The organism is Devosia yakushimensis (genome assembly GCF_030159855.1).
Lineage (GTDB): Bacteria > Pseudomonadota > Alphaproteobacteria > Rhizobiales > Devosiaceae > Devosia > Devosia yakushimensis.
In genome coordinates this window covers 2,740,750-2,762,435 of record NZ_BSNG01000001.1, presented here as the reverse complement: position 1 = coordinate 2,762,435, position 21,686 = coordinate 2,740,750, and the positions used below count along the sequence as shown (strand labels likewise).

Here is a 21,686-nt window from a genome sequence, read left to right as displayed (position 1 = left end):
GCAATGCCGCCAATTGCCCGCCTTGTCGCCTGGCTGCTGCTCGCGCTTGCTTTGTGTCTGCCGGCTGCCGCGCGCGAGGAAATCCGCAATTTCGCTTCCGACGTAGCGCTGCACGTCGACGGCTCGGTCGAAGTTGTAGAGACCGTTGAGGTCATGGCCGAGGGCATCGATATCCGCCGGGGTATCTATCGCGACATTCCCACGGTGATGCTCTCCCCGTCGGGTTCCAAGATCCGTTCCGGCCTGGATGTCCAGGCCGTCACCCGCGATGGCCAGCCTGAGCCGTTCCGCACCGAGCGGATGGGCAATTTCGTGCGCGTGTGGATTGGCGACAGCAGCAGCTTTATTTCGCGCGGCAGGCACAGCTATACCATCACCTACACCATGACCCGCATGGCCCGCAGCTTTGCCGACCATGACGAGCTCTACTGGAACGCTACCGGCAATTACTGGATTTTCCCCATCGTCAATTCCACGGCGCGGGTGACCCTGCCGCAGGGCGCCGTGATTTCCGATCTAATCGCCTATACCGGCCCCGTGGGCTCGACCGAGCAGGCGGTGACTATCACCCGCAATTCCGATTCGACCGCCACTTTCCGCACCAATCGCGAGCTTGGCGCGGGCGAAGGCATGAGCTTTGCCGTCAAGTTCCAGAAAGGCATACTGACGCTGCCGACCGGGCTCGATGCCCTGCTGATTTGGCTCTCCGATCTGCGCGAAATCGTGCTGCCCATCCTGGGCGTCGTGCTGGTGCTGGCCTACAATCTCATCGCCTGGAACAAGGTGGGCCGCGATCCGCCCAAAGGCACGATTATCCCCCTGTTCCACCCGCCCAAGGATTTTTCCCCGGCGCTCACTCATTATGTCCACAAATGGGGCTTTGACAAATCCGGCTGGACCGCGCTGACCGCCGCGATCTTTGATCTGGGCGTCAAAGGCCTGGTCAAAATCGACAATCCCAAAAAGACACTCTCGGTGAGCACCACCGGCAAGGAACCTGAAGCGGCGTTACCGACCGGCGAGCAATTGCTGTTTTCCTATTTCCAGTCCAGGGGCGAGGTAACAGTCGACAAGAAAACCGGGCCCGAGCTGGAAAAGAAGCGCGGCGAATTCGTCTCCGCCATCGAGAGCGAGAACCGCAGCGTCTGGTTCCGGCACAATACCGGTTATGCGATATTGGGTTTCGTCATTGCCATCGCCGCGCTCGCTGCCCTGGTGATATTCGACGTGCTCGAGCCGCTGTGGCTCTTCATCGGCGTAGTCTCGGGCCTCCTGCTGGGCGTCTTCGGCACTGTTGCCAGCACGCTCTGGAAGGGTGGTGGTTTCCGCAAATTTTTCATCCTGCTTTGGGTGGTGATTGTCGGCTTCAACATCTTTGCCGGCGGGCTCGAAACCTTCAGCCGCCTCTCGGTCAATACGGCAGCTTTGGCCGCGCTTTCCATCGTCTTGATCACCGTGGTCTTTGCCGTGCTGATGCACGCGCCCACCATCCAGGGCCGCAAGATCATGGACCAGATCGATGGCTTCAAACTTTATCTCGAAACTGCCGAGAAGAACCGGCTCAACATCAATGGCGAGCCGCCGATGAGCGTGGAGCGTTTCGAGCGCATTCTGCCTTATGCCATTGCTTTGGGCGTCGAAAAGCCATGGTCGGAGCATTTCGAGGGTGAGCTGGCACGTAATGCTGTGAACGATGTCGCGGTCAGCAGCGGCATCTACAGCCCCCTCTGGTATTCGGGCGGTTCGTCATTCTCCTCGGGCAAGATTTCCAGCGCCATCAGCGCCGCCGCAACCGGTATGTCGGCGGCCATGGTTGCCGCCCAACCCGCGCAGGCCAGTTCCTCTGGCTTCAGCTCCGGCGGTGGAGGAGGGGGAGGTGGTTTCTCCGGCGGTGGGGGCGGCGGCGGTGGCGGCGGCGGATGGTGACTTGAACGAAGTGGACATCCCCTTCTCCCCAAGCTAAGCAAACCGCGCCTCTAACTTCCGGTACGCCTGTCATGCCCGAATTGCTGCTCGAACTTTTCTCCGAGGAAATCCCCGCCCGCTTTCAGCGCCGTGCGGCTGAGGACCTGCGTAAGGGTGTCACCAATGCGCTGGTGGATGCAGGCCTGGTCTATGAAGGCGCCAGGGCCTTTGTCACGCCGCGCCGCCTGGCGCTGACCGTGACCGGCCTGCCGGCCCGTTCGCCCGATACGCGCGAAGAAAAGAAAGGCCCCAAGGTCGGCGCGCCGCAACCGGCCATTGATGGCTTCCTGCGCGCGGCCGGGCTGGCCTCGATCGATGACGCCAAGATCGAAAGCGACCCTAAAAAGGGCGATTTCTACGTGGCCCACATCAGCAAGCCCGGCGCCGACGCCGTCGAGCTGCTGTCGGGCATTCTGCCAAAGATACTTGCCGATTTTCCCTGGGCCAAATCGATGCGCTGGGGCAGCGGCAGCTTCAATTGGGTCCGCCCGCTCCGCGCCATCACCGCAACTTTCGGCGCCGAAAACGAGGAGCCGGTTGTTGTTCCCTTTGCCTCAAACGAACTGGTTTCGGGGCAAACCACTTTCGGCCATCGCTTCCTCGCGCCCGACGCCATCAAGGTGCGCCGCTTCGAGGACTATGCCAGCGCGCTGGAACGCGCCAAGGTCGTGCTCGATATCGACCGCCGCAAGGATATCATCAGGACCGATGCCGAACAGCTCGCCTTCGCGCAGGGCCTGACCGTGATCGCCGATGAGGGCCTGCTGGAAGAGGTGGCCGGGCTGGTCGAATGGCCCGTCGTCATGATGGGCACGTTCGATCCCGATTTCCTCAAGCTGCCCGAGGAAGTGATCATCGCGACCATTCGCGCCAACCAGAAATGTTTCTGCCTGCGCGATGCGGAGGGCAAGCTCGCACCCAATTTCATCATCACCGCCAATACCGTCGCTACCGATGGCGGCGTGGTGATCACGGCCGGCAATGAACGGGTCATCCGCGCTCGCCTTTCTGACGCTGCCTTCTTCTATCAGGGCGACCTGGCCCTGCCGCTGGAGCACGGTCTGCCCAAGCTCGAAGACACCGTGTTCCACGCCAAGCTGGGCACCCAGTTTCAGCGCGTCGAGCGGCTAGTCAAACTCGCCGCGGAGATTGCCCCCCAGGTGGACGCCAATCCCGAGCGGGCCAAGCGGGCAGCGATGCTGGCCAAAGCCGATTTGACCACGGGCATGGTCGGAGAATTCCCCGAATTGCAGGGCCTGATGGGCCGCTATTATGCCGTGGCGCAGGGTGAGCCCGCCGACATCGCCACTGCCCTCGAAATGCATTACAAGCCCCTCGGCCCCACCGATAAGGTGCCGACCGAGCCCACTTCGATTGCTGTGGCCCTCGCCGACAAGCTCGACCTGTTGACCGGCTTCTGGGCCATCGACGAAAAGCCCACTGGCTCGCGCGACCCCTTCGCCCTACGCCGCGCCGCCCTGGGTGTCATCCGCATCATCTCGGAAAATGGGCTCAAATTCCCGCTCAAGGTCGAGCCGGATCTGCTGGCTTTCTTCCATGACCGGCTCAAGGTCTCCTTGCGCGATGCCGGCGCCCGCCATGACCTTGTCGATGCCGTGATCTCGGCTGACAGCAATGATATCTTGCAGATCACGCAGCGCGCCGAAGCCCTTTCGACGTTGCTGTCCTCCGAAGACGGCAAGAACCTGCTGGCCGGCTACAAGCGCGCGGCCAATATCCTTGCCGCCGAGGAAAAGAAGGATGGCAAGAGCTATCCCGGCAATGTCGAACAGGACAAGCTGCAACTTGCCGAGGAAACCGCGTTGGCCTTCGCCGTCGATGCCGTTCATGCCGCGGTATCCGCGCATGTTGCCAAGGACGACTACAAAGGCGCCATGGCCGAATTGGCGACCCTGCGCGCACCGGTCGATGCTTTCTTCACCGCCGTCCTGGTCAATGATGCGGACCCGGCCGTGCGCGCCAATCGCCTGAACCTGCTGGCTCGCCTGCGCGACACCATGCATCTGGTGGCCGATTTCTCGAAGGTCGCGGGCTAGGCCGCGGCCATTTCACTGCGTCACTCCCGCTTTGTGGGAATGACATCGTGGCCAATTAAGCGGGCGTAGCGCACAGAACGCTGCCGACATTGGTCGTGAACATGAACGAGGTTCTGCCGCCATCGGTGGTGAAACTGCCCGTGAGCCCGATATCGGCAAGCGGGCCGCTGACGGCATTGACGCTATTGCCCGAGGAAGCGATCTGCCCGGCGCCGCCAATCGCCGTGCTGGAACGGAAATCATAGTCGCCGGATGCCGCAAGGCTCAGCGTTCCGAAGGCCGCGCCACTCATGTCCACGCAGAGATAGACGCCTGGCGGCGGAAATTGCGCCGTGGCCGGTGTGGTCAAGGCCAGGCCCAGGGCCGCGGCGGCGAAAAATCGTTTGCTCATGGGCCGATAATGCGCTGGGTTGCTGGCAATACCAAATCAAGCCCGCGCTATTGCACAAGGAAAATCTCGATGAGTGTCGGTTTGCTCGCTCTGCTCGATGATGTCGCCGGCCTGGTCAAGGTCGCGGCGGCATCCCTTGACGATGTGGCGGGGCAAGCCGCCAAGGCCGGGGTCAAGGCCGCAGGTGCGGTGATCGACGATGCGGCGGTGACGCCCCGATATGTCGATGGCTTCTCCGCCGATCGCGAACTGCCCATTGTCGGCAAGATTGCGCTGGGGTCGATCAAGAACAAGCTGATCTTCCTGCTGCCTGCGGCGTTGCTGCTCAGCGCCTTTGTGCCCTGGTTGATCACCCCGCTGCTGATGATCGGCGGCGCCTATCTGTGCTACGAGGGCGCCGAGAAGGTGTTGCAGGCCCTGTTTCCGCATCTGGCACACGGCCACGAGCAGCAAGTGGACGCCGCACCGCCCAATGCGACGGCTCTCGAAGAATCAAAGGTTTCCGGGGCGATCCAGACCGATTTCATCCTCTCCGCCGAGATCATGACCATCGCACTCGCTGCCATCGAGACCGATAATATTTTCAACGAAGCGATTATCCTGGCCGTGGTCGCCATCGGCATCACCGTCGTCGTCTATGGCGGTGTCGCCTTGATCGTGAAAGCCGACGACGCCGGCCTTTGGCTGGCCAATAATGGCCGGACCGGCGGAGGCAGGGCGCTCGGCCGGGGCTTGGTCACCGGCATGCCCGTTTTCATGCAGATCCTGGGCGTCATCGGTACTGCCGCCATGATCTGGGTCGGCGGCGGCATCGTCATCCATGGGCTGGTGAGCTTCGGCCTGGCTGCCCCCGAGCACATTGTCGAGGCGGCAGCCGAATGGGGCCAGCATGCCTTGCCGGCCATTGGCGGCTTCGCTGCCTGGTTCATGACGGCCCTGGTCGATGGCATTGCCGGCCTGGCGCTGGGCGCAGTGCTGATCCCGATTGCCGGCTATGTCATCATGCCGGCCTGGAAAGCTGTGTTGGGACTGCTCGGCCGGCGGGATGCCACCGGACACTAGATTTATTAGCTAAGATTGGACCGCGCCAGCCCGCCGTTGCGCTTGGGCTTGAAGGGCGCCATGCCTTCATTGGCCAGCTGATCGGCGCGCTCATTGAGGTCGTGCCCGGCATGGCCCTTGACCCAGTGCCACGAAATCGTGTGGCGCTTGGTCGCCTCGTCCAGCGCCTGCCAGAGTTCGAGGTTCTTCACCGGCTTCTTGTCGGCGGTCTTCCAGCCGTTCTTCTTCCAGCCATGCATCCAGCTCTGCACGCCATTCTTGACATATTGGCTGTCGGTATGGAGTTCCACCGTGCAGGGGCGCTTGAGGGCATTGAGCGCCTCGATGGCGGCGGTCAGCTCCATCTTGTTATTGGTGGTCAGCGCTTCCCCGCCACTCAATTCCTTGGTCTTGTCGCCATATTGCAGAATGGCGCCCCAGCCGCCGGGGCCGGGATTTCCCGAGCAGGCGCCGTCGGTATGGATGATCACGGTGTCGCTCATGAACTGGGCCTGTGCTTGACGTAGAATTGGTGCGGCATGCCGGCAATTTCGGCCTGGTGCGTCTCGGTCATGCCAATGCGCTCCAGCACCACCCGCGAGGCGATATTGTCGACATGGGCAAAACCGATGAAACTATCGTCTGGCCGGCTGGCGAAAAACCAGTCGCTGAGACCAAGGGCGATTTCCTTGGCATAGCCCTGGCCCCAATGCTCGCGGCAGAGCGAATAGCCGATCTCCGCCACGCCTTCATGGGGTGAAAACCCGGCGCGGCCGACAAAGATATCGCCCTCGCGCAATGTCAGCCGCAGTTTGCCCAGGCCATGCTCGTCGCGCTCCTGCCGCCAGTCCTGCAGTCGCTGAGCCGCCTTCTCGCGCGTGTAGAGCCGCCCTTCCACGTCGAGAAAGCGCATGACCTCGGCATCGCCATGCAAGGCCATCAGCTCGTCGATGGCAGTATCGGTCCACCACGACAGGCGCAGGCGCGGCGTTTCAAGCAGGATATCCCCGCTCACCGCGCAACCGCGGCTTCGATGGTGCGCAGCTCGCGCGGGATATTGAAGGCGATGTTTTCCTTGGCGGTCACCCGCGCTTCGACCTTGATGTCATAACGCTGGGCAAAGGCCTCGATCACTTCATCGACCAGCTTTTCGGGGGCCGAAGCGCCGGCCGAAACGCCAAGTGACTTGATGCCTTCGAACCGGGCCCAATCGATATCGGCAGCGCGGTCCACCAGCATGGCGGTCTTGCAACCGGCACGCTCCGCCACTTCCACAAGGCGCAGCGAATTGGAGGAATTGGGCGACCCCACCACGATCATCGCATCCACTTCCGGCGCCACGGCCTTGATGGCCTCCTGCCGATTGGTTGTGGCGTAGCAGATGTCTTCCTTGTGCGGACCGTTAATGGCGGGGAAGCGCTGCTTGAGGGCGGCGACAATCTCGCGCGTGTCATCGACCGAAAGCGTGGTCTGCGTCACAAAGGCCAGTGTTTGCGGATCGCGTGGCTCAAAACGGTTCGCGTCATCGATGGTTTCGATCAGCGTGATCGCGCCCAATGGCAATTGCCCCATCGTGCCCACCACTTCGGGATGGCCCTTATGGCCGATCAGCACGATTTCGTGGCCTTCGGCAAAATGGCGCTGGGCTTCCACATGCACTTTGGAAACCAAGGGGCAGGTGGCGTCGAGAAAGAACATATTGCGCGTCCGCGCATCGGCCGGCACGCTTTTGGGCACGCCATGGGCTGAGAACACCACCGGCGCGCCGGTATCGGGAATCTCGTCGAGCTCTTCGACAAAGATTGCGCCTTTGTCGCGCAGGCCATCCACCACATATTTGTTGTGCACGATGGCGTGGCGCACATAGACGGGAGCACCGTATTTTTCCAGCGCCAGCTCCACGATCTGGATGGCGCGATCAACGCCCGCGCAAAATCCGCGTGGGGCGCAGAGCAGAATGTCTAGTTGTGGCCGCTTTTCCATATGAGATCAGATGCTTTCGACGTTGCCTCAAGTCAAGTCTTGTTGCAGCCGGTCTGGGTCATAGGCATTATGCACCCGTAAATACGGCAAGGACTTAACGGTGAGTTTGGCCCAGGAAATGTTCGCGATCGCCCCGGCCATGGGGAAGGCGAACCTGTCGGCCAGCCAGCTCAAGCTGCTTTCGGGCAAATCGCGCTGGATTTTCCGCGTGGGCGAAGCTGGCTTTCCCACCGTCCCCACCATCTGCATCACCCGCGCCGCCTGGGACGCCCTGCAATCCGAACGTGCGCGGCGGGATACCAAGCTGCGCACCCATTGGATTGCCTGCCTCTTCAAACTCGTGGGCAAGGATGGCAAGCCACCCACTCTGGTCGTGCGCACATCGGCGGCAACCCACAATGGCGGCCTGATGCCGGCCAAGCTGGGCATTTCCGCGCCCGCCAATCCTGAAGACGCCGTCGATCCGGCCCGGCCGTTGGCCAAGGCGATCAAGAATGCCTTTGACAGTTATGGCTTCGGCCAGGGCTGGACCAGTCCGCGCCAAGATGACGATCGTGGCAAGCAGATCGTTCTGGTGCAGGCGCTGGCCGATGGCGAGATCGAGCAATTCCTGACCCGCAATGCGGTCACCGGGGCGCTGGGGGCATCCCCCATCAATGGCGGCCCGCTCCCCCGCATGCCCGATACTATCGAGCCGCTGGTCGCCCTGCTCGACGCCAAGGCGGGCCGGCACATGATATGTTCGGTGGCCATCAAGCGGGGCCAGGTAACCTTTGTTTCCGCCCGGCCTATGCAGGTAACCGCGGCTGCCGAGCTCGAAGCAGCAGTCGATCGGGTCAATCGCAAGGTCTGGTCGGCGCAGAATGCCGTCACCCGCGTCGATCCGTCGCGCCTGGCGCAATTGCTGCATCCCCGCATCCGCTCGACCGAAGGCGCCGCGCCGATTGCGACGGGCCTGGGCGTCTCGCCGGGCGCGGCCAGTGGCATCATCGTGTTCAATGCCGAGGACGCGGCCCGGCTGCGCGCGCGCGGCAAGCATTGCATCCTCGTGGTCAACGAAACAGGCCCCGCCGATATCGAGGGCATGAAGGCGGCAACCGGCATCCTGACCGCCCGTGGCGGCATGTCCAGCCATGCCGGCGTCATCGCCCGTATCACCGGCAAGCCTTGTGTTGCGGGAGTCCGGGCGCTCTCCGTCGATGCCGGCGAAATGGTGTGCCGTATCGGCAATCGCGAATTCCGCAGCGGCGACCGGCTCACCATCGATGGCAGCGACGGCTCGGTCTATTTCGGCACCCTGCCACTGGCGCAACCCCATATCGGCGGCGCTATCGGTACGCTGCTCGGCTGGTCCGATGCCAGCCGCACGATTGCGGTGCGCACCAATGTCGAGACCGTAGAATCGGCCAATACGGCACTGAGCTTTGGTGCCGAGGGCATCGGGCTTGCCCGATCCGAACACATGTTTTTCTCGCCCGAGCGCATGGTGGCACTGCGCCGCATGATCCTGTCGGAAGACGAGGAGGACCGCAGCCGCGCCGTCAACGGCTTGGTGGATTTCCAGACCGGCGATTACTCGGCATTGTTTTCCGCCATGAAGGGCCTGCCGGTCACCGTGCGGCTGTTCGACCCGCCTTTGCACGAATTCCTGCCGCGCAGCGACGAGGATATCGAGGAAACCGCCGCCTCCTTCGGGCTTGCCGTACGAGCATTGCGCCTGCGGCTCGAGCGGATCGCCGAGATCAATCCCATGCTGGGCCATCGCGGCGTGCGGCTGGCCATCACCTATCCGGAAATCCTGCAAATGCAGATGCAGGCCATCATGGCCGGTGTCCGCGCCGCCAGCGAACGCCAGAGCGAGCCGGTGGCCGTCGAGGTCATGGTGCCCTTCGTTTCTACCGCCAGCGAAGTTGCCTGGGTGCGCGAGCGGGCCCATGCCATCGCCGCCAATTCGGGCCTGTTGCGCTCGGACCGGGTGAAATTTTCCTTCGGCACCATGATCGAACTGCCCCGGGCGTGCCTCCGCGCCGGAGACATTGCCAATATGGTGGATTTCATTTCCTTCGGCACCAATGACCTGACCCAGACCACATTCGGTATTTCCCGCGACGACGCCCCAACCTTCCTTGCCGCCTATCAGCGCAAGGGCATCTATGAGCGCGATCCCTTCGTCACCATTGATGAAAAAGGCGTCGGGGAAATGATCTCGATTGCCATCGAGCGGGGCAGGGCCGCCAACCCTCATCTCAAGATCGGCATTTGCGGCGAACATGCCGGCGATCCGGCTTCGCTCAAATTCTTTGCCGGGCTCGGTGTCGATTATGTCAGCTGCTCACCCTATCGTGTGCCCGTCGCACGGCTGACGCTGGCGCAGGCTTCTGCTTAAATAGCGTATGCCAATCCCCATATAAGGGGCAATGAAGGCCGGCGCCAATCGACCGGTCACCTGGGACGGGACGACCAATTGAAATCTTTGCCGGTTCTGGCGCTGCTGCCATTGTTTCTTGCAACCACGCCTCAGGCCTTTGCCCAGACGGGCGGCGAGCAATGCGCTGCCATTGCGGGCGATGTCGAGCGCCTGGCCTGCTATGACGGCGTTTTCCGCGCTGCGACATCAAGCGCGGCGGGAATAAGCGTGGTGCTGGAATCCGAGCAACTCATCCCGGCGCGCCCCAGCGGGCGGGCCCCGGCGACGATAACGGTGGCTTGCGAAGCCGGTCTTTTGAGCGTGGCCTTCTATTTCGCCGGCAATACCATGTCGGCCCTGGGCAATGATGCGGGGCTGACGCTGCAATATGATCTGCAGGCCGCGCGCAGCCGGACCTTGCCCGTCAATGCCAGCAATACCGCCATTCTGATCAATAACAGCCGGGAGGCCGCGGCTTTCCTTGATGGTCTGGCTGGCGCTACCAACCTGACTGCCCGGGTGACGCCGGCCAATTCGCGCTCGTTGTCGGTGCGCTTCAGGATCGACAGTTTTGCCCAGCAGGTCGCCCCCGTCCGGGCCGCCTGCGACTAGTCCTGCGACAAATCAGCCACTCATATTTTGGCCGGATAACGGCCACGCGAAGACCTTTTGCGTGCCTGATTGGCCGTTTACGCGCCGCTAACCCTAATAAGCGATAACTTCTGTTGTCGGCATTTTAGCGTCACTTTCGCCGATCAGTAGTTTTGTTGCGTAGCGTTGAGTAGTGTTGATGGCCAGTCCACACCGGCCCGTGGTGCGTTCGCGCCCGGCCAGAGCGGTTCGTCGGGGGCGTCCCTTTGCCAAGCTTTTGGCCTTGGGGGTGTTTGGTACCCTGAGCTATGCCGGCCTCACCGGCGGCGCCTTCGGTCCGGCTGGTGATCCCCTCGGAGATTTGGGGCGGCCTGCCGTCAAGCTCGTCGAAGCCAGCCTTTCCTATACCGGCACCGATGCCGTCATCACCGGGTCGGTCGACCATCTCTTCGACACGGCCAGCTTTACCGGCCCAAACCGTGCCGAAAAGACCGATCGCGTCCGCCCTCCAGTCGATGCGCTAGCGCTTTCCCGCGGCTTTGAAGAAGTGCGCATGCGCCTCGCCGCGCTCCGTTCCCCGCCTCCCGATCCGACCGATCTGGGCCAGTCCCGGCTTGCCGATGTCGGGCAGGGCACGGGCGATGTGGAAGATGGGCCGCGCATGTCCGTGGCAGCGATCAATCCCAACGCGGCTGCCGCTCTTGATGCCATTGCCGGGATTGCCCCCTTTGCCGGCGGTGCCCTGGCGCCGGCGGCTGTCAATCCGCTTCCGGCAGTTGCTTCCGAGCAATTGGCCTATGCCCGCGCCAATGCACCGGTCACCGGCGGTTTTTCTGAAGGCGCGGCCATGCAGGTTTCCACCAAGGAACTTTGGTGCCTGGCCACGGCGATCTATTTCGAGGCGCGGGGCGAGGCCTATCGCGGCCAGGTTGCCGTCGCCCAGGTCGTACTCAACCGCGTCAAGGATCACCGCTATCCCGATACCATTTGCGGCGTGGTGTTCCAGAACCAGCACCGGCGCAATTCCTGCCAGTTCTCCTTTGCCTGCGATGGTATTCCCGAGGTCGTCAACGACCAGAAATCCTGGGCGCAGGCAGAAGACATCGCCAAACGCTTCACCGATGGCGAGCTCTATCTGACCGAAGTGGGCGATGCGACCCACTACCATGCGACCTATGTGCGCCCTGCCTGGGCTCCGCGCATGCAGAAGGTGACCCAGATCGGGCTGCACGTCTTCTATAAGTTCAAGCGCGGCTGGCTGTTTGGCTGATCAGCAGACGCTGATCGTGGCTGTGCTGATGCAGATGACCTCGCCCAGCTTGGCGAGCGAGATTGCCCCGGTATTGAGATAATACCAGGAATTGCCGGGCTGGCTGCTGAACGAAGACCAACCGCCATTGCTCCAATAGGAAAAGCGGTTGCGGTTTCTGTTGTGGGGCCAAGGCGCTGCTTCCACTGAAACGCCCGGATATTGGATGTGGTTGGAAAACATCGCATCGGTCGAATAGGTGCCGGTCGCGGTGGTGGTGACGTCGACATAGGACACCTTGCCCATCTCGATCTTCTTGACGCGGGTGGTCGCGAGCGGGGTCGTGTCGACCCAGTCTTCATGCTGGACGATGTAATTGGTGCCTTCGAACTTGACCAATTGCGAGGGATCAAAGCCCGGCGCCGCGAATTCATCGCCGAACGCCTTGACCACAAAACCCGGCCCGATAGCCGCCAGAACCGTGGCGCAGACGGCGCCGAGCGCCATACCCAGCAACATATGACGATCTGGCAAGTCCATGATTTCCGTCCCGAAATGAAGCGCGTGGCGATGTTCTGTTAATGCTTCAGTAACCACGACGGGCGGCGCGAGGCAAAATTCATCCCTTGTTAGGGTTAATATCCACCGGGCTTAGAGGGAGATCGCCTCGAAGGCGGCAACAAACCGGTCATGGGCTTCGCGGGTCGGCCAGGGGCGGATCAGGCGATCAAAGGCCTCGACATCAAAGGCCGGCAGGCTGGGCTCGCCAAAGAGCTTTCGCGCCTCGCCATCTTCGAAGCCGGCCAGGTGGATGGCTTCGAAGAATGCGGCTTCCCGGTCGGCTTTCTTGATCTGCTTGGCAAGGGCTGCGGTCTGCGTGGCGGGAAGCGAGAAACGCAGGTAAATCGCTGACAATAAACGGTTTTCCACGTCCTTGTAATTGCCGCCCATGGCCGCTTTGAAGGGGGAAATAATGTCGCCCATGACATATTCGGGAGCGTCGTGCAGCAGGGCCTGAAGTTGCGCGGCGGCGTCGCAATCGGGGATGTGAGCCCTGAACAATTCCAGCACCAGAACGGAATGCTGGGCGACGGAAAAGGGATAGTCGCCAAGCGTTTGCCCGTTCCAGCGGGCCACGCGGGCGAGGCCGTGAGCAATGTCGGAGAGCTCGACATCCATCGGCGAGGGATCGAGAATATCGAGCCGGCGCCCGGACAACATGCGTTGCCAGGCGCGTCCACTAGCGCGTGCCATGATGCCCCGAAAAGCCACGATGAGTTAGCAGACTGTTAACCTTGGCGGCTCGATTCGCCAACAAGCGCTACTCGTCCGACGCCGTCTCGCCGAATTGATAGGTCGCCCAATCGGGAAGCGCGACGGCAACCGGCTTGCCATCCACGGTGACCCCAGCAGGATCGGCGATGCGGTCGAGCCGGAGAATGGCGACGGCCTGGCCATCGACCACCTGACCGACATTGCCTGCCTCCCTTCCGCCGGCGGTGACGGCAGTGCCGGAGGGTGCATCCACGCCGGAGACGATTACCGGCCGGCGCCGGGCGGTGCCGCGATGCTTCATGCGGGAGACGACTTCCTGGCCGACATAGCAGCCTTTGACGAAATCGATCCCTTCGAGGATGTCCATGCCGAGATCATGGGCGAAGGCGTCATTGGCGGGGAAGTCATTGCCCTGGTGCAGGATGCCCGAGGCAATGCGGGCAAGATGATAGGGCGTCTCGTCTGCCGACCAGGCGCTTGCGGCCTCAACCGGGGCGATCACGCGGTACCCCAGGGTGACGGCGCCCAGCCGGTCCTTGTGCGCGATACCGGAAAGCGGGGCGTCGCTGGAAAAGCCGACGCGATGGCTTTCCCGCAGATCGTCGATCTCGACCTTGGCGCGCAGGCGATACATCTTCATGCGCTTGAAGAAGTCGTCGGCCACGGAGAGATGGACATCGAGCCAGAGCGCATCCTCGAACCAGCCAGCCAGTCCCTCGGCAAGAATCTTGCCCTGAGGGGACAGCAGGGCCCAAAGGCCGGCGGGCGCTTCAGCGGAAGCGGGCATGATGCCGGTCACGACATCATTGACCAGGCGATGCGCATCCGGGCCCGAGAAACGGAAAACGGCGCGGTCGGCACGCAAAATGATGGTCATCGGACGCTCCAAACAGAGGTTCCCGCTTCGCGGGAATGACCCGGTGATGGGATGGACAGGCAAGGCCGCGACCTTTTAGAACCAAAACGCAACCAACCATCGGCGGGATCAGAGACATGGCGCACTACGACACGATTTTCAAGAACGCCACTGTGGTCAACCAGGATGGCGAAGGGCTGGCCGATATCGGTGTGCGCGGTGGAAGGATTGCGGCGCTGGGAGCTTTGGCAGGGGACACCGCCGACGAGATCGTCGACTGCAAGGGTCTCCACATCCTGCCCGGCGTCATCGATACGCAGGTGCATTTCCGCGAACCCGGCCTGACTCACAAGGAAGATCTCGAATCGGGCTCGCTCTCGGCCGTCATGGGCGGGGTAACGGGCGTGTTCGAAATGCCCAATACCAACCCGCTGACCACCAGCCGGGAAACCTTCGAGGCCAAGATCGCCGCGGGCACCAATCGCATGCATTGCGACTTCGCCTTCTATATCGGCGGCACCCATGAAAATGTCGGCCAATTGGCCGAGCTCGAAAAACTGCCCGGCTGCGCCGGCGTCAAGGTCTTCATGGGCTCGTCGACCGGCTCCCTGCTGGTGGCCGATGACGACGGCGTGGAAGCCATTCTGCGCGCCATTTCGCGCCGCGCGGCGTTCCATTCGGAAGACGAATATATGCTCGAGCAGCGCAAGCATCTGCGCGTGCCGGGCGACCCGTCGAGCCACCCCGTCTGGCGCTCACCCGAAGTGGCGATGAGCTGCACGACGCGGCTGGTGAACCTCGCCCGCAAGACCGGCAAGCGCATCCACGTGCTGCATATCTCGACCAAGGAAGAGATCGATTATCTCGCCGGCCACAAGGATGTGGCCAGCGTGGAGGTCACCCCGCATCATTTGACGCTGGACGAAACGGCCTACACCAAGCTGGGCACCTATGCCCAGATGAACCCGCCGGTGCGCGATCATGTGCATCGCGAAGGCATATGGAAGGGCGTTGCCAATGGCGTCGCCGATATCCTGGGCTCCGACCACGCCCCCCATACGCGCGAGGAAAAGGACCATCCCTATCCCGAATCCCATTCGGGCATGACGGGGGTGCAGACGCTGGTGCCGACCATGCTCGATCATGTGAATGCGGGAAAGCTGAGTTTGGCGCGGTTTGTGGATATGACCAGCCATGGACCCAACCGCCTGTTCGGCATTGCCAATAAGGGCCGGATCGCGGTGGGCTATGATGCCGATTTCACTATTGTCGACCTCAAGCGGCGCGAGACGATCACCAATCAATGGATCAAGAGCCGCGTTGGCTGGACGCCCTATGACGGCGTGGCGGTGACCGGCTGGCCGGTCGGCACCATTGTTCGCGGCAAGACGGTGATGTGGCAGGGGGAATTGGTGACCCCGTCGATTGGTCAGCCGATGCGGTTTCTGGAGGCACTGGCGTAGGGGGCGCGGAAACTGACAGCTCAGAGACTAATGGCGGCCTTCCTTGCGGCCTCGGCGACGATAACGTCGGCGGTATCCTCGGCAGTTAGGGCACCAGTATCCAGCCACCATCCCTGGTCACCGATCTCCCGGCGCATGTTCGCTGCCGTATGGGCAAAGTCGTAACTCACCCGATCCTTTTCTGGCCGCGTCGCATTGCGATGCCGGGCAACCTCCAAGGGCGGCGCAAGAACGATGAGCATGAGGGGACGTGCCGCAAGCCGGGCTGCAAGAAACTCCAGTTCTTCGCGGGTCTCGACAACCGTATCGAGCACCGGCGTAAATCCGGCTTCGGCAAAATTGTTCGCCACTGAGCAGGCATTGATCATACGTAGCCGCAATTGACGCTTGCCTTCAGGGCCGGGATTCCAGTTTCCGGTGTCGTCAAGCAGTTTGGCTCGTCCGTTGACCATCAACTGCGCCATGGCATCTCCATCAATGCATGCCGACCGCGCCAGTCGCATAGCTACGAGCCGCGACACGGTAGACTTTCCTGCGCCGGGCGTTCCCGTGACAATGAGGCATCCGTTCATGCGCGCATTCTGCTGTATCGCCTTCTGCGACGCCAGCGCTCTCCGCCGCTTGCGCCGGGTTGAGAGTGGCCCTCGGGGTCGAGTCCGAGGGAGGCGCGGTTGGGGGTGGGATAGGGTAGGGGCCGAATTTCGCCGACCTGACACGCAGGTAGATTGAGCGATCTCGTGCCCACTTGACATACAAATATCTATTTGTATGAATGGTGCCGAGAGGTATCGATGACGCCTGCCATAGCCACAAAAGACGAAGAATTGGATCGGGCGCTGCGCGCCGTGGCCGACCGCAACCGTCGCGCAATCTTGTCCGTCGTTCGGGCTAGTCCGCGATCGGTCAACGATATTGCAGCAGAGCTTGGTCTGTCCCAGCAGGTGGCCTCGCATCACCTCCAGGTGCTGCGCGCGGCAAAGCTCGCCAGCAGCACGCGGGTTGGTAAACAGCAATTCTTCGTTGTCGAAACCGATGGGTTGGCCGCCGTGCAGGCTTTCCTGAACGAGTTCTGGCCAAGCAAGCTCAATGCCTTGAAGGCGGCTGTCGAGGCGAAGGTCCGGAAAGATGGCTGAGCATCAGAGTTCGATTGAGATCGAGGCCGACCCGGAATCTGTTTTTGATTTTCTGGTCACTGATGAGGGCATGACCGCCTGGATGGGGCAATATGCGGCGCTCGACCCGAGGCCGGGCGGGGACTTCGCGGTGAACATCGCAGGTTACGCCATCCGCGGCCGATACATCGAAGTCGACAGACCGCGCCGTGTCGCGTTCACCTGGGGCATGGCCGGCAGCCAGGCTCTGCCGCCGGGTGCATCCACCGTGACTTTTACCCTCTCGCCCACAGCTACGGGCACTCGGGTCGAACTCAGCCATACCGGTCTGCCGGACACGGAAGTCGCCGGTCACATGCGTGGTTGGGCTCATTTTCTGCCCCGATTGGCTATGGTTTCAACAGGAACAACCCTTGGAACAGACGATTGGCAGCCAGTCTGATCGCAAGCATTTCAGCAGGAGGAGACTATCATGACACAGCCAAACTCAGCGCCGCTCGACGTGGTACTCAAGTTCCATCACGCATGGACCAAGGGCGACGTCGATGGCGCCATGGATCAGCTCGCCGATGACTTCATCTGCCATACGCCTGGCGACGGATCGTTGGGCAAGCAGCAATACCGCGGCTATCTGGCCAGGTTTGTGCCGCAGATGACCGGCACCGTCGATCTGGCCCATTTCGTCGATCAGGACCGCGTGGCCCTCTTCTATTACCCCCAGACCGCCGTAACCGATAAGACCTTGGCCGGCGAGGTCTTCACGCTCCGCGACGGGAAAATCGCCGAGAGCTCGCTTGCCTTTGATCGCCTGTCCTACATGCCACCGGAGGGCGCGCGGTGAAGTGCGTTTGGCTTGCCGAGCATCTGCACAATCACCGTCGCCTTCCTCGGGCTTGACCCGAGGATCATTCGCCGCTTGCGCCGGGTTCAGAATGGCCCTCGGGTCGAGCCCGAGGGAGGCGATTGTGGGGAGGTGGGCCAGGAGTGCCAAGACGGAGGTTCCCGCTTTCGCGGGGAATGACCAGGAGGCATGCCGTCTGCTACTGCAGCACGCGATCCAGGTTGTACTCACCCGAGCGAATGCGGTCGGGGAGCATGGCGATCAAATCCGCGGTGGCTTCGTCGCCATGGAGCTTGACGAAGGTGGCGAGCGCGGCAAAGAGCGAGGCATGCGCCAGGGCAGCACTTTCCAGGCCATCGTCTTCGGCCAGGTTCCAGGCTTCGGCCAGATATTCGAGCGCAAGCTGCCGCTCGCTCTGCTCGCGATCGAAAGGGCCCAGCCCGGACGCCGGCGTGAACATGGACTTTGTCGTTGTCATAGGCCTTGGGTTAACACGCATGGCGCGTGAGAGCGCGTAGGAAGTAACCCGAAGGTTAACGGTCGGTGCGAAATGCCATCGACTTAGTAAACCGTTTAACTTTCCATTTACCAATGGTCTATTCGGCAAACCGCGTATGGATGTCCCGTGCGGTGCGTTCGGCCTCGGTCAGCAGGCGCGTCAGGGCCTCATGCGCAGCCGGTGTGCAGGCGCGGTGAAAGCGGGCATAGGCCGTGTAGCCGCCATTAAACGCCCCGGCCAGGCGCTGGCGGCGATCCTCGTCGGGTTCGTCCAGGCTAATGAGATCGGACATTTCGGCGCGCCAATCGGTGGTGCCGGCCTTGCAGAGCGGCTGCAGGAAATAGAGGCTGCCCATGATCTCGGCCAGCCGTTCCATTTCGCGCTGATAGAGCGGATCGATGGCCATGGCCGGCGCGGCGCTTCCAACCAGCGCCAGCATCACGATCATCGCTTTGAACAGTCTTGCCATGGCGTCCCGTATCTGTGTCGGCCGGGCTTGTATCAGCTTTGGCCGATCACTGCGAAGGCCTTCGCGAGGACGTCATCGAGCCGGCTGGTGGTGCGGAAGGCCACCAGCGCGCCAGGCGCCACCCATTTATGGTCGCTGATTTCGTCGGAGGCAAAGAAGCTGCCGGAAAAATCGGTGCTGGCGAATACGGCCAGCTGGAAGGTCTCGTCCTTGCCGAGCAATTGCACCATGACGGGTTTGAGATTACGCACGGTAAGGCCCACTTCCTCGCGGATTTCCCGTGTCGCGCATTGCTCGATGGTTTCATCGGGCTCGATGCGGCCGCCGGGCAGGGTCCACAGGTGCTGATAGGGCGCATAGGCCCGCTTGATCAGCAGCACCTTGCCATCGCGAATAAGGGCGACACTGGCGGCGTTCGGGGTTTCGGTCACTTAAGGCAGTCCATTTGCGATTCGTCTGCTCAGAGACTACCTCTTTGGCGACCGATTCCCGAGGCCCCCAAATATGTGCGGACGCTACGCATCGACCCTGCCGCCCGAACTAATGGCGGAGCTGTTCAAACTGCTCAACAGCGTGGAAAGCGTACCGCGCTATAATATCGCCCCGACCCAGCCGGTTATCGCCATTTGGGAGGAATCGGGCCGCCGCCAGGGGCATTTCGCGCGCTGGGGCCTGGTGCCGCGCTGGGTGAAGGACCCGCGCGAATTCCCGCTCCTGGTCAATGCCCGGGTTGAGACCATGGCCGAAAAGCCCGCCTTTCGCGACGCGCTCAAACATGGCCGCTGCATCATTCCGGCCAGCGGCTATTACGAATGGCACACCGGGCCGGACAAGCGGAAACAGCCCTATTATATCACCTTGGTCGATGACCGGCCCATGGCGCTGGCGGGGCTCTACGCCACCTGGGTTGGGCCGGAAGGCGAGGAAATCGACAGCGTCGCCACCATTACCGTGCCGGCCAATGGCCAGCTTTCGGTGGTGCACGACCGCATGCCGGCCATTCTCGAGGGCGATGCCATCGACCAATGGCTCGATGTCAGAAGCTTTCCGGCCAAGGCTGCCCATCAATTGGCGCTGCCGCTGGAGGATGGAGCGGTCAAGTTTCACCCCGTCTCGACCCGGGTCAATTCGGCGCGGGATGACGATCCGGGGCTGATTGTCGAAGTGAGCGTGGAAAAGCCCGAGCCGGTGCGCAAGAAGGCGGCGGGCGGGCAGCTGGATTTGTTTTAGACCCCGATGCTGAAATAGCCCAATGCGTCGCCCATGGCGTCTTCCTCATAGCCCAGATGCGACAGCAGCACGCGTTCGAGCGCGTGATAGACGGTCAGCGTGGTTTCGAAATTGGAGGGGCTGGGTTCGCCGGCCAGCACATTGAGTGCATCGACCAGCCGCACCAGCAATTCATGCACCACGACATGCTCCGCCCGCAGCCGGTCGGCGATTTTGCGGAAGGCTTCGCCCCGCTCGGCCAGGGCCGGAAAGATCGCATAATCCTCGATGGAATGGTGGGTGTTGACGATCTGGCAGTGCTGGCCGCAGAGATTGCCGAAGCGGCGGTAATTGGCGACGATGGCCAGATCGGCGGTCTCCGCCGTGATCTCGGCAGGCGTGACGCCGCCGGCTTTGGCGCGCTCGATCAGCTTGGCCAGGGTGCTCATATTGTGCCTGAGATGGTCGTGGACCATGCGCAGATGCAGGCCGGGCTGGCGCTGTTCTTCGGTGATGCCTTCGAGCGCAACCGGAGGCGGACGGGTGGCGTCGTCGAGGAATTCGACGCCGGCAAGGGGCAGGATCTGTGTCATGGCGCTGAGATGGCGCCTGGGGGCATGACGTGCAAGTAGGTACAAAAAAGTGGCCGGCTACGGCAGCATCTTGCCCGGATTGAGGATGTTCCTGGGATCGAGCGCTGTCTTGATGGCCCGCATCATGTCGAGCGCGACCGGGTCTTTGACCTGGCGCAAAAGGTCGATCTTGAGCTGGCCGATACCGTGTTCGGCCGAGACTGAACCGCCTAGTTTGAGCACGATCTCGTAGATCGCTTCATGCAGTTTTTCGTCAGCCTGGGCCATGAAGGTCTTGGGATCGGCGCCCACCGGCTGGCTGAAATTGAAGTGGATATTGCCATCGCCCATATGCCCGAATGGCACCGGGCGGATGCCGGGGAACAGGCGCTCGGCGGCGGCGGAGCCTTCGGCTATGAGCTGAGGCACGGCAGCGATGGGCACCGACACGTCATGCTTGATCGAGGCGCCTTCCTTGGATTGCACCTCGCTCATCTGCTCGCGGAAGGCCCACATGCGGGTGCGGTCGGAGAGGGATTCGGCGAGCACGGCATTGTCGATCAGCTGGCGCTCGAAGGCGGTTTCGATGGCCGCTTGCAACAGCCCGGCCTGTCCGCCGGCCATGCGTGAAATTTCGATCAGCGCATACCAGGGGGAGGGGCCCGCCGTGGGGTCGCGGTCCAGCATGGCGTGGCGCAATTGCATGTCGAGCCCGAGTGCGGGGACGATCTCGAACGCGTTGAGGCGCCCGCCCAGCCGCTCGCGCAGCAGCTGGAACAGGGTGCGCGCGGCATCGGGGCTAGCGATATTGACGATGCAGGTCTCGTAATCTTCCGGCTTGGGGAAGAGCTTGAGCGTGGCCGCCGTGATGATGCCCAGCGTGCCCTCGGCGCCCACCAGCAGGTCCTTGAGATCGTAGCCGGTATTGTCCTTCTTGAGCGAATTGAGGCCCTGATAGAGCCGCCCGTCGGCCAGCACAGCCTCGACGCCCATGGTGAGCTCGCGGGCATTGCCATAGGTCAGCACATTGACGCCGCCAGCATTGGAGGAGAGCAGCCCCCCGACGCGGGCGGAACCCTGCGAGGCCAGCCAGAGCGGGAAGATCGTGCCCTGGGCTTCGGCGGCTTTGTGCGCATTTTCGAGGATGACGCCCGCTTCGGCGGTCATCGTGCCGGCGGCAGGATCGACGCTGCGAATGGTGTCGAGCCGGGTGAGGCTGATGATGACCTCGTCGCCCCGCAAGGGCACCTGTGCACCTACCAGCCCCGTATTGCCGCCCTGGGGGATGAGGCCCACGCCATGTTCATTGGCCCAACGGACAATGGCCTGTACCTCGGCAACCGAGCTGGGCAGCACCACGGCCACGGCACCCTTATGGAAGCGCTTGCGCGGCTCATTGAGATAATTGCCCATCTGTTCGGGCGCACCGATGACGGCGGCAGGGCCGACCAGACCGGTGAGCTGGGCAAGGATATCGGCAGTGGATGAGGGCATGGAAAAACCGGTGTCTGGCGGCCAGGGAGGAGGCGCTATTCTTGCCCCGTTGGGCCGGCCTATGCCACAAGCGGCAAGAGGACTCCAGCAGGGGAGGTAACAATGACCACTGGATCGATGGCAGGCAAGCACGGCTTCAGCGCCACGGCATACCTGCCTTCCGATTTGGCCGGTGGCGTCCCCGTCCGAATCCAGTACCTTGGACGCTCCAA

General features: G+C 62.3%; 24 protein-coding genes. 11 read left to right on the top strand and 13 right to left on the bottom strand.

What is annotated here, in order from left to right:
• The first annotated feature begins 3 nt into the window (after positions 1-3).
• Both QQL79_RS13375 and glyS read left to right on the top strand, forming a co-directional pair.
• Positions 4-1,926 (top strand): DUF2207 domain-containing protein, encoded by a 1,923-nt coding sequence (locus tag QQL79_RS13375; protein WP_284391616.1) that lies wholly within the window; start codon positions 4-6, stop codon positions 1,924-1,926.
• 71 nt (positions 1,927-1,997) lie between these two features.
• Positions 1,998-4,022: a glycine--tRNA ligase subunit beta gene (gene glyS, locus QQL79_RS13370; protein ID WP_284391614.1), complete on the top strand. Its 2,025-nt coding sequence runs from the start codon at positions 1,998-2,000 to the stop codon at positions 4,020-4,022.
• A gap of 55 nt (positions 4,023-4,077) precedes the next feature.
• On the opposite strand, the gene QQL79_RS13365 is transcribed toward glyS, so the two are convergent.
• Positions 4,078-4,413, bottom strand: a complete 336-nt coding sequence (locus QQL79_RS13365; RefSeq protein ID WP_284391612.1) for a hypothetical protein — start codon at positions 4,411-4,413, stop codon at positions 4,078-4,080.
• 69 nt (positions 4,414-4,482) lie between these two features.
• Here QQL79_RS13365 and QQL79_RS13360 point away from each other — a divergent pair, with 69 nt between their 5' ends.
• Positions 4,483-5,475 (top strand): DUF808 domain-containing protein, encoded by a 993-nt coding sequence (locus QQL79_RS13360; protein WP_284391610.1) that lies wholly within the window; start codon positions 4,483-4,485, stop codon positions 5,473-5,475.
• 5 nt (positions 5,476-5,480) lie between these two features.
• On the opposite strand, the gene rnhA is transcribed toward QQL79_RS13360, so the two are convergent.
• Genes rnhA through ispH form a run of 3 tightly spaced genes read right to left on the bottom strand, consistent with a single transcriptional unit; the run spans position 5,481 to position 7,437 of the window.
• Positions 5,481-5,957 (bottom strand): ribonuclease HI, encoded by a 477-nt coding sequence (gene rnhA, locus QQL79_RS13355; protein WP_284391609.1) that lies wholly within the window; start codon positions 5,955-5,957, stop codon positions 5,481-5,483.
• Positions 5,954-6,469, bottom strand: coding sequence for a GNAT family N-acetyltransferase (locus QQL79_RS13350; protein WP_284391607.1), 516 nt, complete (start codon positions 6,467-6,469; stop codon positions 5,954-5,956). Before QQL79_RS13350 ends, rnhA begins: the two co-directional genes overlap by 4 nt.
• Positions 6,466-7,437, bottom strand: a complete 972-nt coding sequence (gene ispH, locus QQL79_RS13345; protein ID WP_284391605.1) for a 4-hydroxy-3-methylbut-2-enyl diphosphate reductase — start codon at positions 7,435-7,437, stop codon at positions 6,466-6,468. Before ispH ends, QQL79_RS13350 begins: the two co-directional genes overlap by 4 nt.
• A 100-nt stretch (positions 7,438-7,537) precedes the next feature.
• Here ispH and QQL79_RS13340 point away from each other — a divergent pair, with 100 nt between their 5' ends.
• From QQL79_RS13340 to QQL79_RS13330, 3 genes are all read left to right on the top strand, one after another.
• Positions 7,538-9,823 (top strand): putative PEP-binding protein, encoded by a 2,286-nt coding sequence (locus QQL79_RS13340; RefSeq protein ID WP_284391603.1) that lies wholly within the window; start codon positions 7,538-7,540, stop codon positions 9,821-9,823.
• 78 nt (positions 9,824-9,901) lie between these two features.
• A complete protein-coding gene (locus tag QQL79_RS13335; protein WP_284391601.1) occupies positions 9,902-10,456 on the top strand; it encodes a hypothetical protein in 555 nt (184 codons plus the stop codon).
• Positions 10,457-10,634: 178 nt separating this feature from the next.
• The gene (locus QQL79_RS13330; RefSeq protein WP_284391599.1) at positions 10,635-11,705 is read left to right on the top strand and encodes a cell wall hydrolase; all 1,071 of its coding nucleotides are present in this window, start codon (positions 10,635-10,637) and stop codon (positions 11,703-11,705) included.
• Here QQL79_RS13330 and QQL79_RS13325 read toward each other — a convergent pair whose 3' ends face one another.
• The 3 genes from QQL79_RS13325 to ygfZ all read right to left on the bottom strand — a co-directional run bounded on the left by QQL79_RS13325 (position 11,706) and on the right by ygfZ (position 13,836).
• Positions 11,706-12,224: a hypothetical protein gene (locus QQL79_RS13325; RefSeq protein ID WP_284391597.1), complete on the bottom strand. Its 519-nt coding sequence runs from the start codon at positions 12,222-12,224 to the stop codon at positions 11,706-11,708. It abuts the gene before it with no gap.
• Positions 12,225-12,335: 111 nt separating this feature from the next.
• On the bottom strand, positions 12,336-12,938 hold the full coding sequence (locus tag QQL79_RS13320) for an HD domain-containing protein (protein ID WP_284391596.1): 603 nt from the start codon (positions 12,936-12,938) through the stop codon (positions 12,336-12,338).
• A 67-nt stretch (positions 12,939-13,005) separates the two neighbouring features.
• Positions 13,006-13,836, bottom strand: a complete 831-nt coding sequence (ygfZ, locus tag QQL79_RS13315; RefSeq protein ID WP_284391594.1) for a CAF17-like 4Fe-4S cluster assembly/insertion protein YgfZ — start codon at positions 13,834-13,836, stop codon at positions 13,006-13,008.
• Between the two features lie 116 nt (positions 13,837-13,952).
• Here ygfZ and QQL79_RS13310 point away from each other — a divergent pair, with 116 nt between their 5' ends.
• A complete protein-coding gene (locus tag QQL79_RS13310) occupies positions 13,953-15,278 on the top strand; it encodes a dihydroorotase (protein ID WP_284391591.1) in 1,326 nt (441 codons plus the stop codon).
• A gap of 20 nt (positions 15,279-15,298) precedes the next feature.
• Here the strand turns inward: QQL79_RS13310 and QQL79_RS13305 are convergent, their stop codons facing one another.
• Complete coding sequence (locus QQL79_RS13305; protein ID WP_284391590.1) at positions 15,299-15,850, bottom strand: AAA family ATPase; 552 nt, start codon at positions 15,848-15,850, stop codon at positions 15,299-15,301.
• 219 nt (positions 15,851-16,069) lie between these two features.
• Between QQL79_RS13305 and QQL79_RS13300 the strand changes: the two genes are divergently transcribed.
• The 3 genes from QQL79_RS13300 to QQL79_RS13290 are packed head-to-tail and all read left to right on the top strand — an operon-like array spanning position 16,070 to position 17,231.
• Positions 16,070-16,411, top strand: a complete 342-nt coding sequence (locus tag QQL79_RS13300; RefSeq protein ID WP_284391589.1) for an ArsR/SmtB family transcription factor — start codon at positions 16,070-16,072, stop codon at positions 16,409-16,411.
• Positions 16,404-16,832: an SRPBCC family protein gene (locus QQL79_RS13295; RefSeq protein WP_284391587.1), complete on the top strand. Its 429-nt coding sequence runs from the start codon at positions 16,404-16,406 to the stop codon at positions 16,830-16,832. The genes QQL79_RS13300 and QQL79_RS13295 overlap by 8 nt, the downstream gene beginning before the upstream one ends.
• A gap of 30 nt (positions 16,833-16,862) precedes the next feature.
• Positions 16,863-17,231, top strand: coding sequence for a nuclear transport factor 2 family protein (locus tag QQL79_RS13290; protein WP_284391585.1), 369 nt, complete (start codon positions 16,863-16,865; stop codon positions 17,229-17,231).
• Positions 17,232-17,430: 199 nt separating this feature from the next.
• Here the strand turns inward: QQL79_RS13290 and QQL79_RS13285 are convergent, their stop codons facing one another.
• The 3 genes from QQL79_RS13285 to QQL79_RS13275 form a co-directional block, all read right to left on the bottom strand.
• Positions 17,431-17,691, bottom strand: coding sequence for a hypothetical protein (locus QQL79_RS13285; protein ID WP_284391583.1), 261 nt, complete (start codon positions 17,689-17,691; stop codon positions 17,431-17,433).
• 136 nt (positions 17,692-17,827) lie between these two features.
• Positions 17,828-18,199: a TIGR02301 family protein gene (locus QQL79_RS13280; RefSeq protein ID WP_284391581.1), complete on the bottom strand. Its 372-nt coding sequence runs from the start codon at positions 18,197-18,199 to the stop codon at positions 17,828-17,830.
• Between the two features lie 32 nt (positions 18,200-18,231).
• The gene (locus QQL79_RS13275; RefSeq protein ID WP_284391579.1) at positions 18,232-18,630 is read right to left on the bottom strand and encodes an NUDIX hydrolase; all 399 of its coding nucleotides are present in this window, start codon (positions 18,628-18,630) and stop codon (positions 18,232-18,234) included.
• A 73-nt stretch (positions 18,631-18,703) separates the two neighbouring features.
• On the opposite strand from QQL79_RS13275, the gene QQL79_RS13270 reads away from it, so the two are divergent.
• Entirely contained in the window at positions 18,704-19,429 is a 726-nt protein-coding gene (locus QQL79_RS13270) for an SOS response-associated peptidase (RefSeq protein ID WP_284391577.1), read from the top strand.
• Here the strand turns inward: QQL79_RS13270 and QQL79_RS13265 are convergent.
• Both QQL79_RS13265 and QQL79_RS13260 read right to left on the bottom strand, forming a co-directional pair.
• Positions 19,426-20,001, bottom strand: a complete 576-nt coding sequence (locus QQL79_RS13265; protein WP_284391575.1) for a hemerythrin domain-containing protein — start codon at positions 19,999-20,001, stop codon at positions 19,426-19,428. The genes QQL79_RS13270 and QQL79_RS13265 overlap by 4 nt on opposite strands.
• A gap of 57 nt (positions 20,002-20,058) precedes the next feature.
• Positions 20,059-21,474, bottom strand: a complete 1,416-nt coding sequence (locus QQL79_RS13260; protein ID WP_284391573.1) for an FAD-binding oxidoreductase — start codon at positions 21,472-21,474, stop codon at positions 20,059-20,061.
• Between the last annotated feature and the right edge of the window lie 212 nt (positions 21,475-21,686).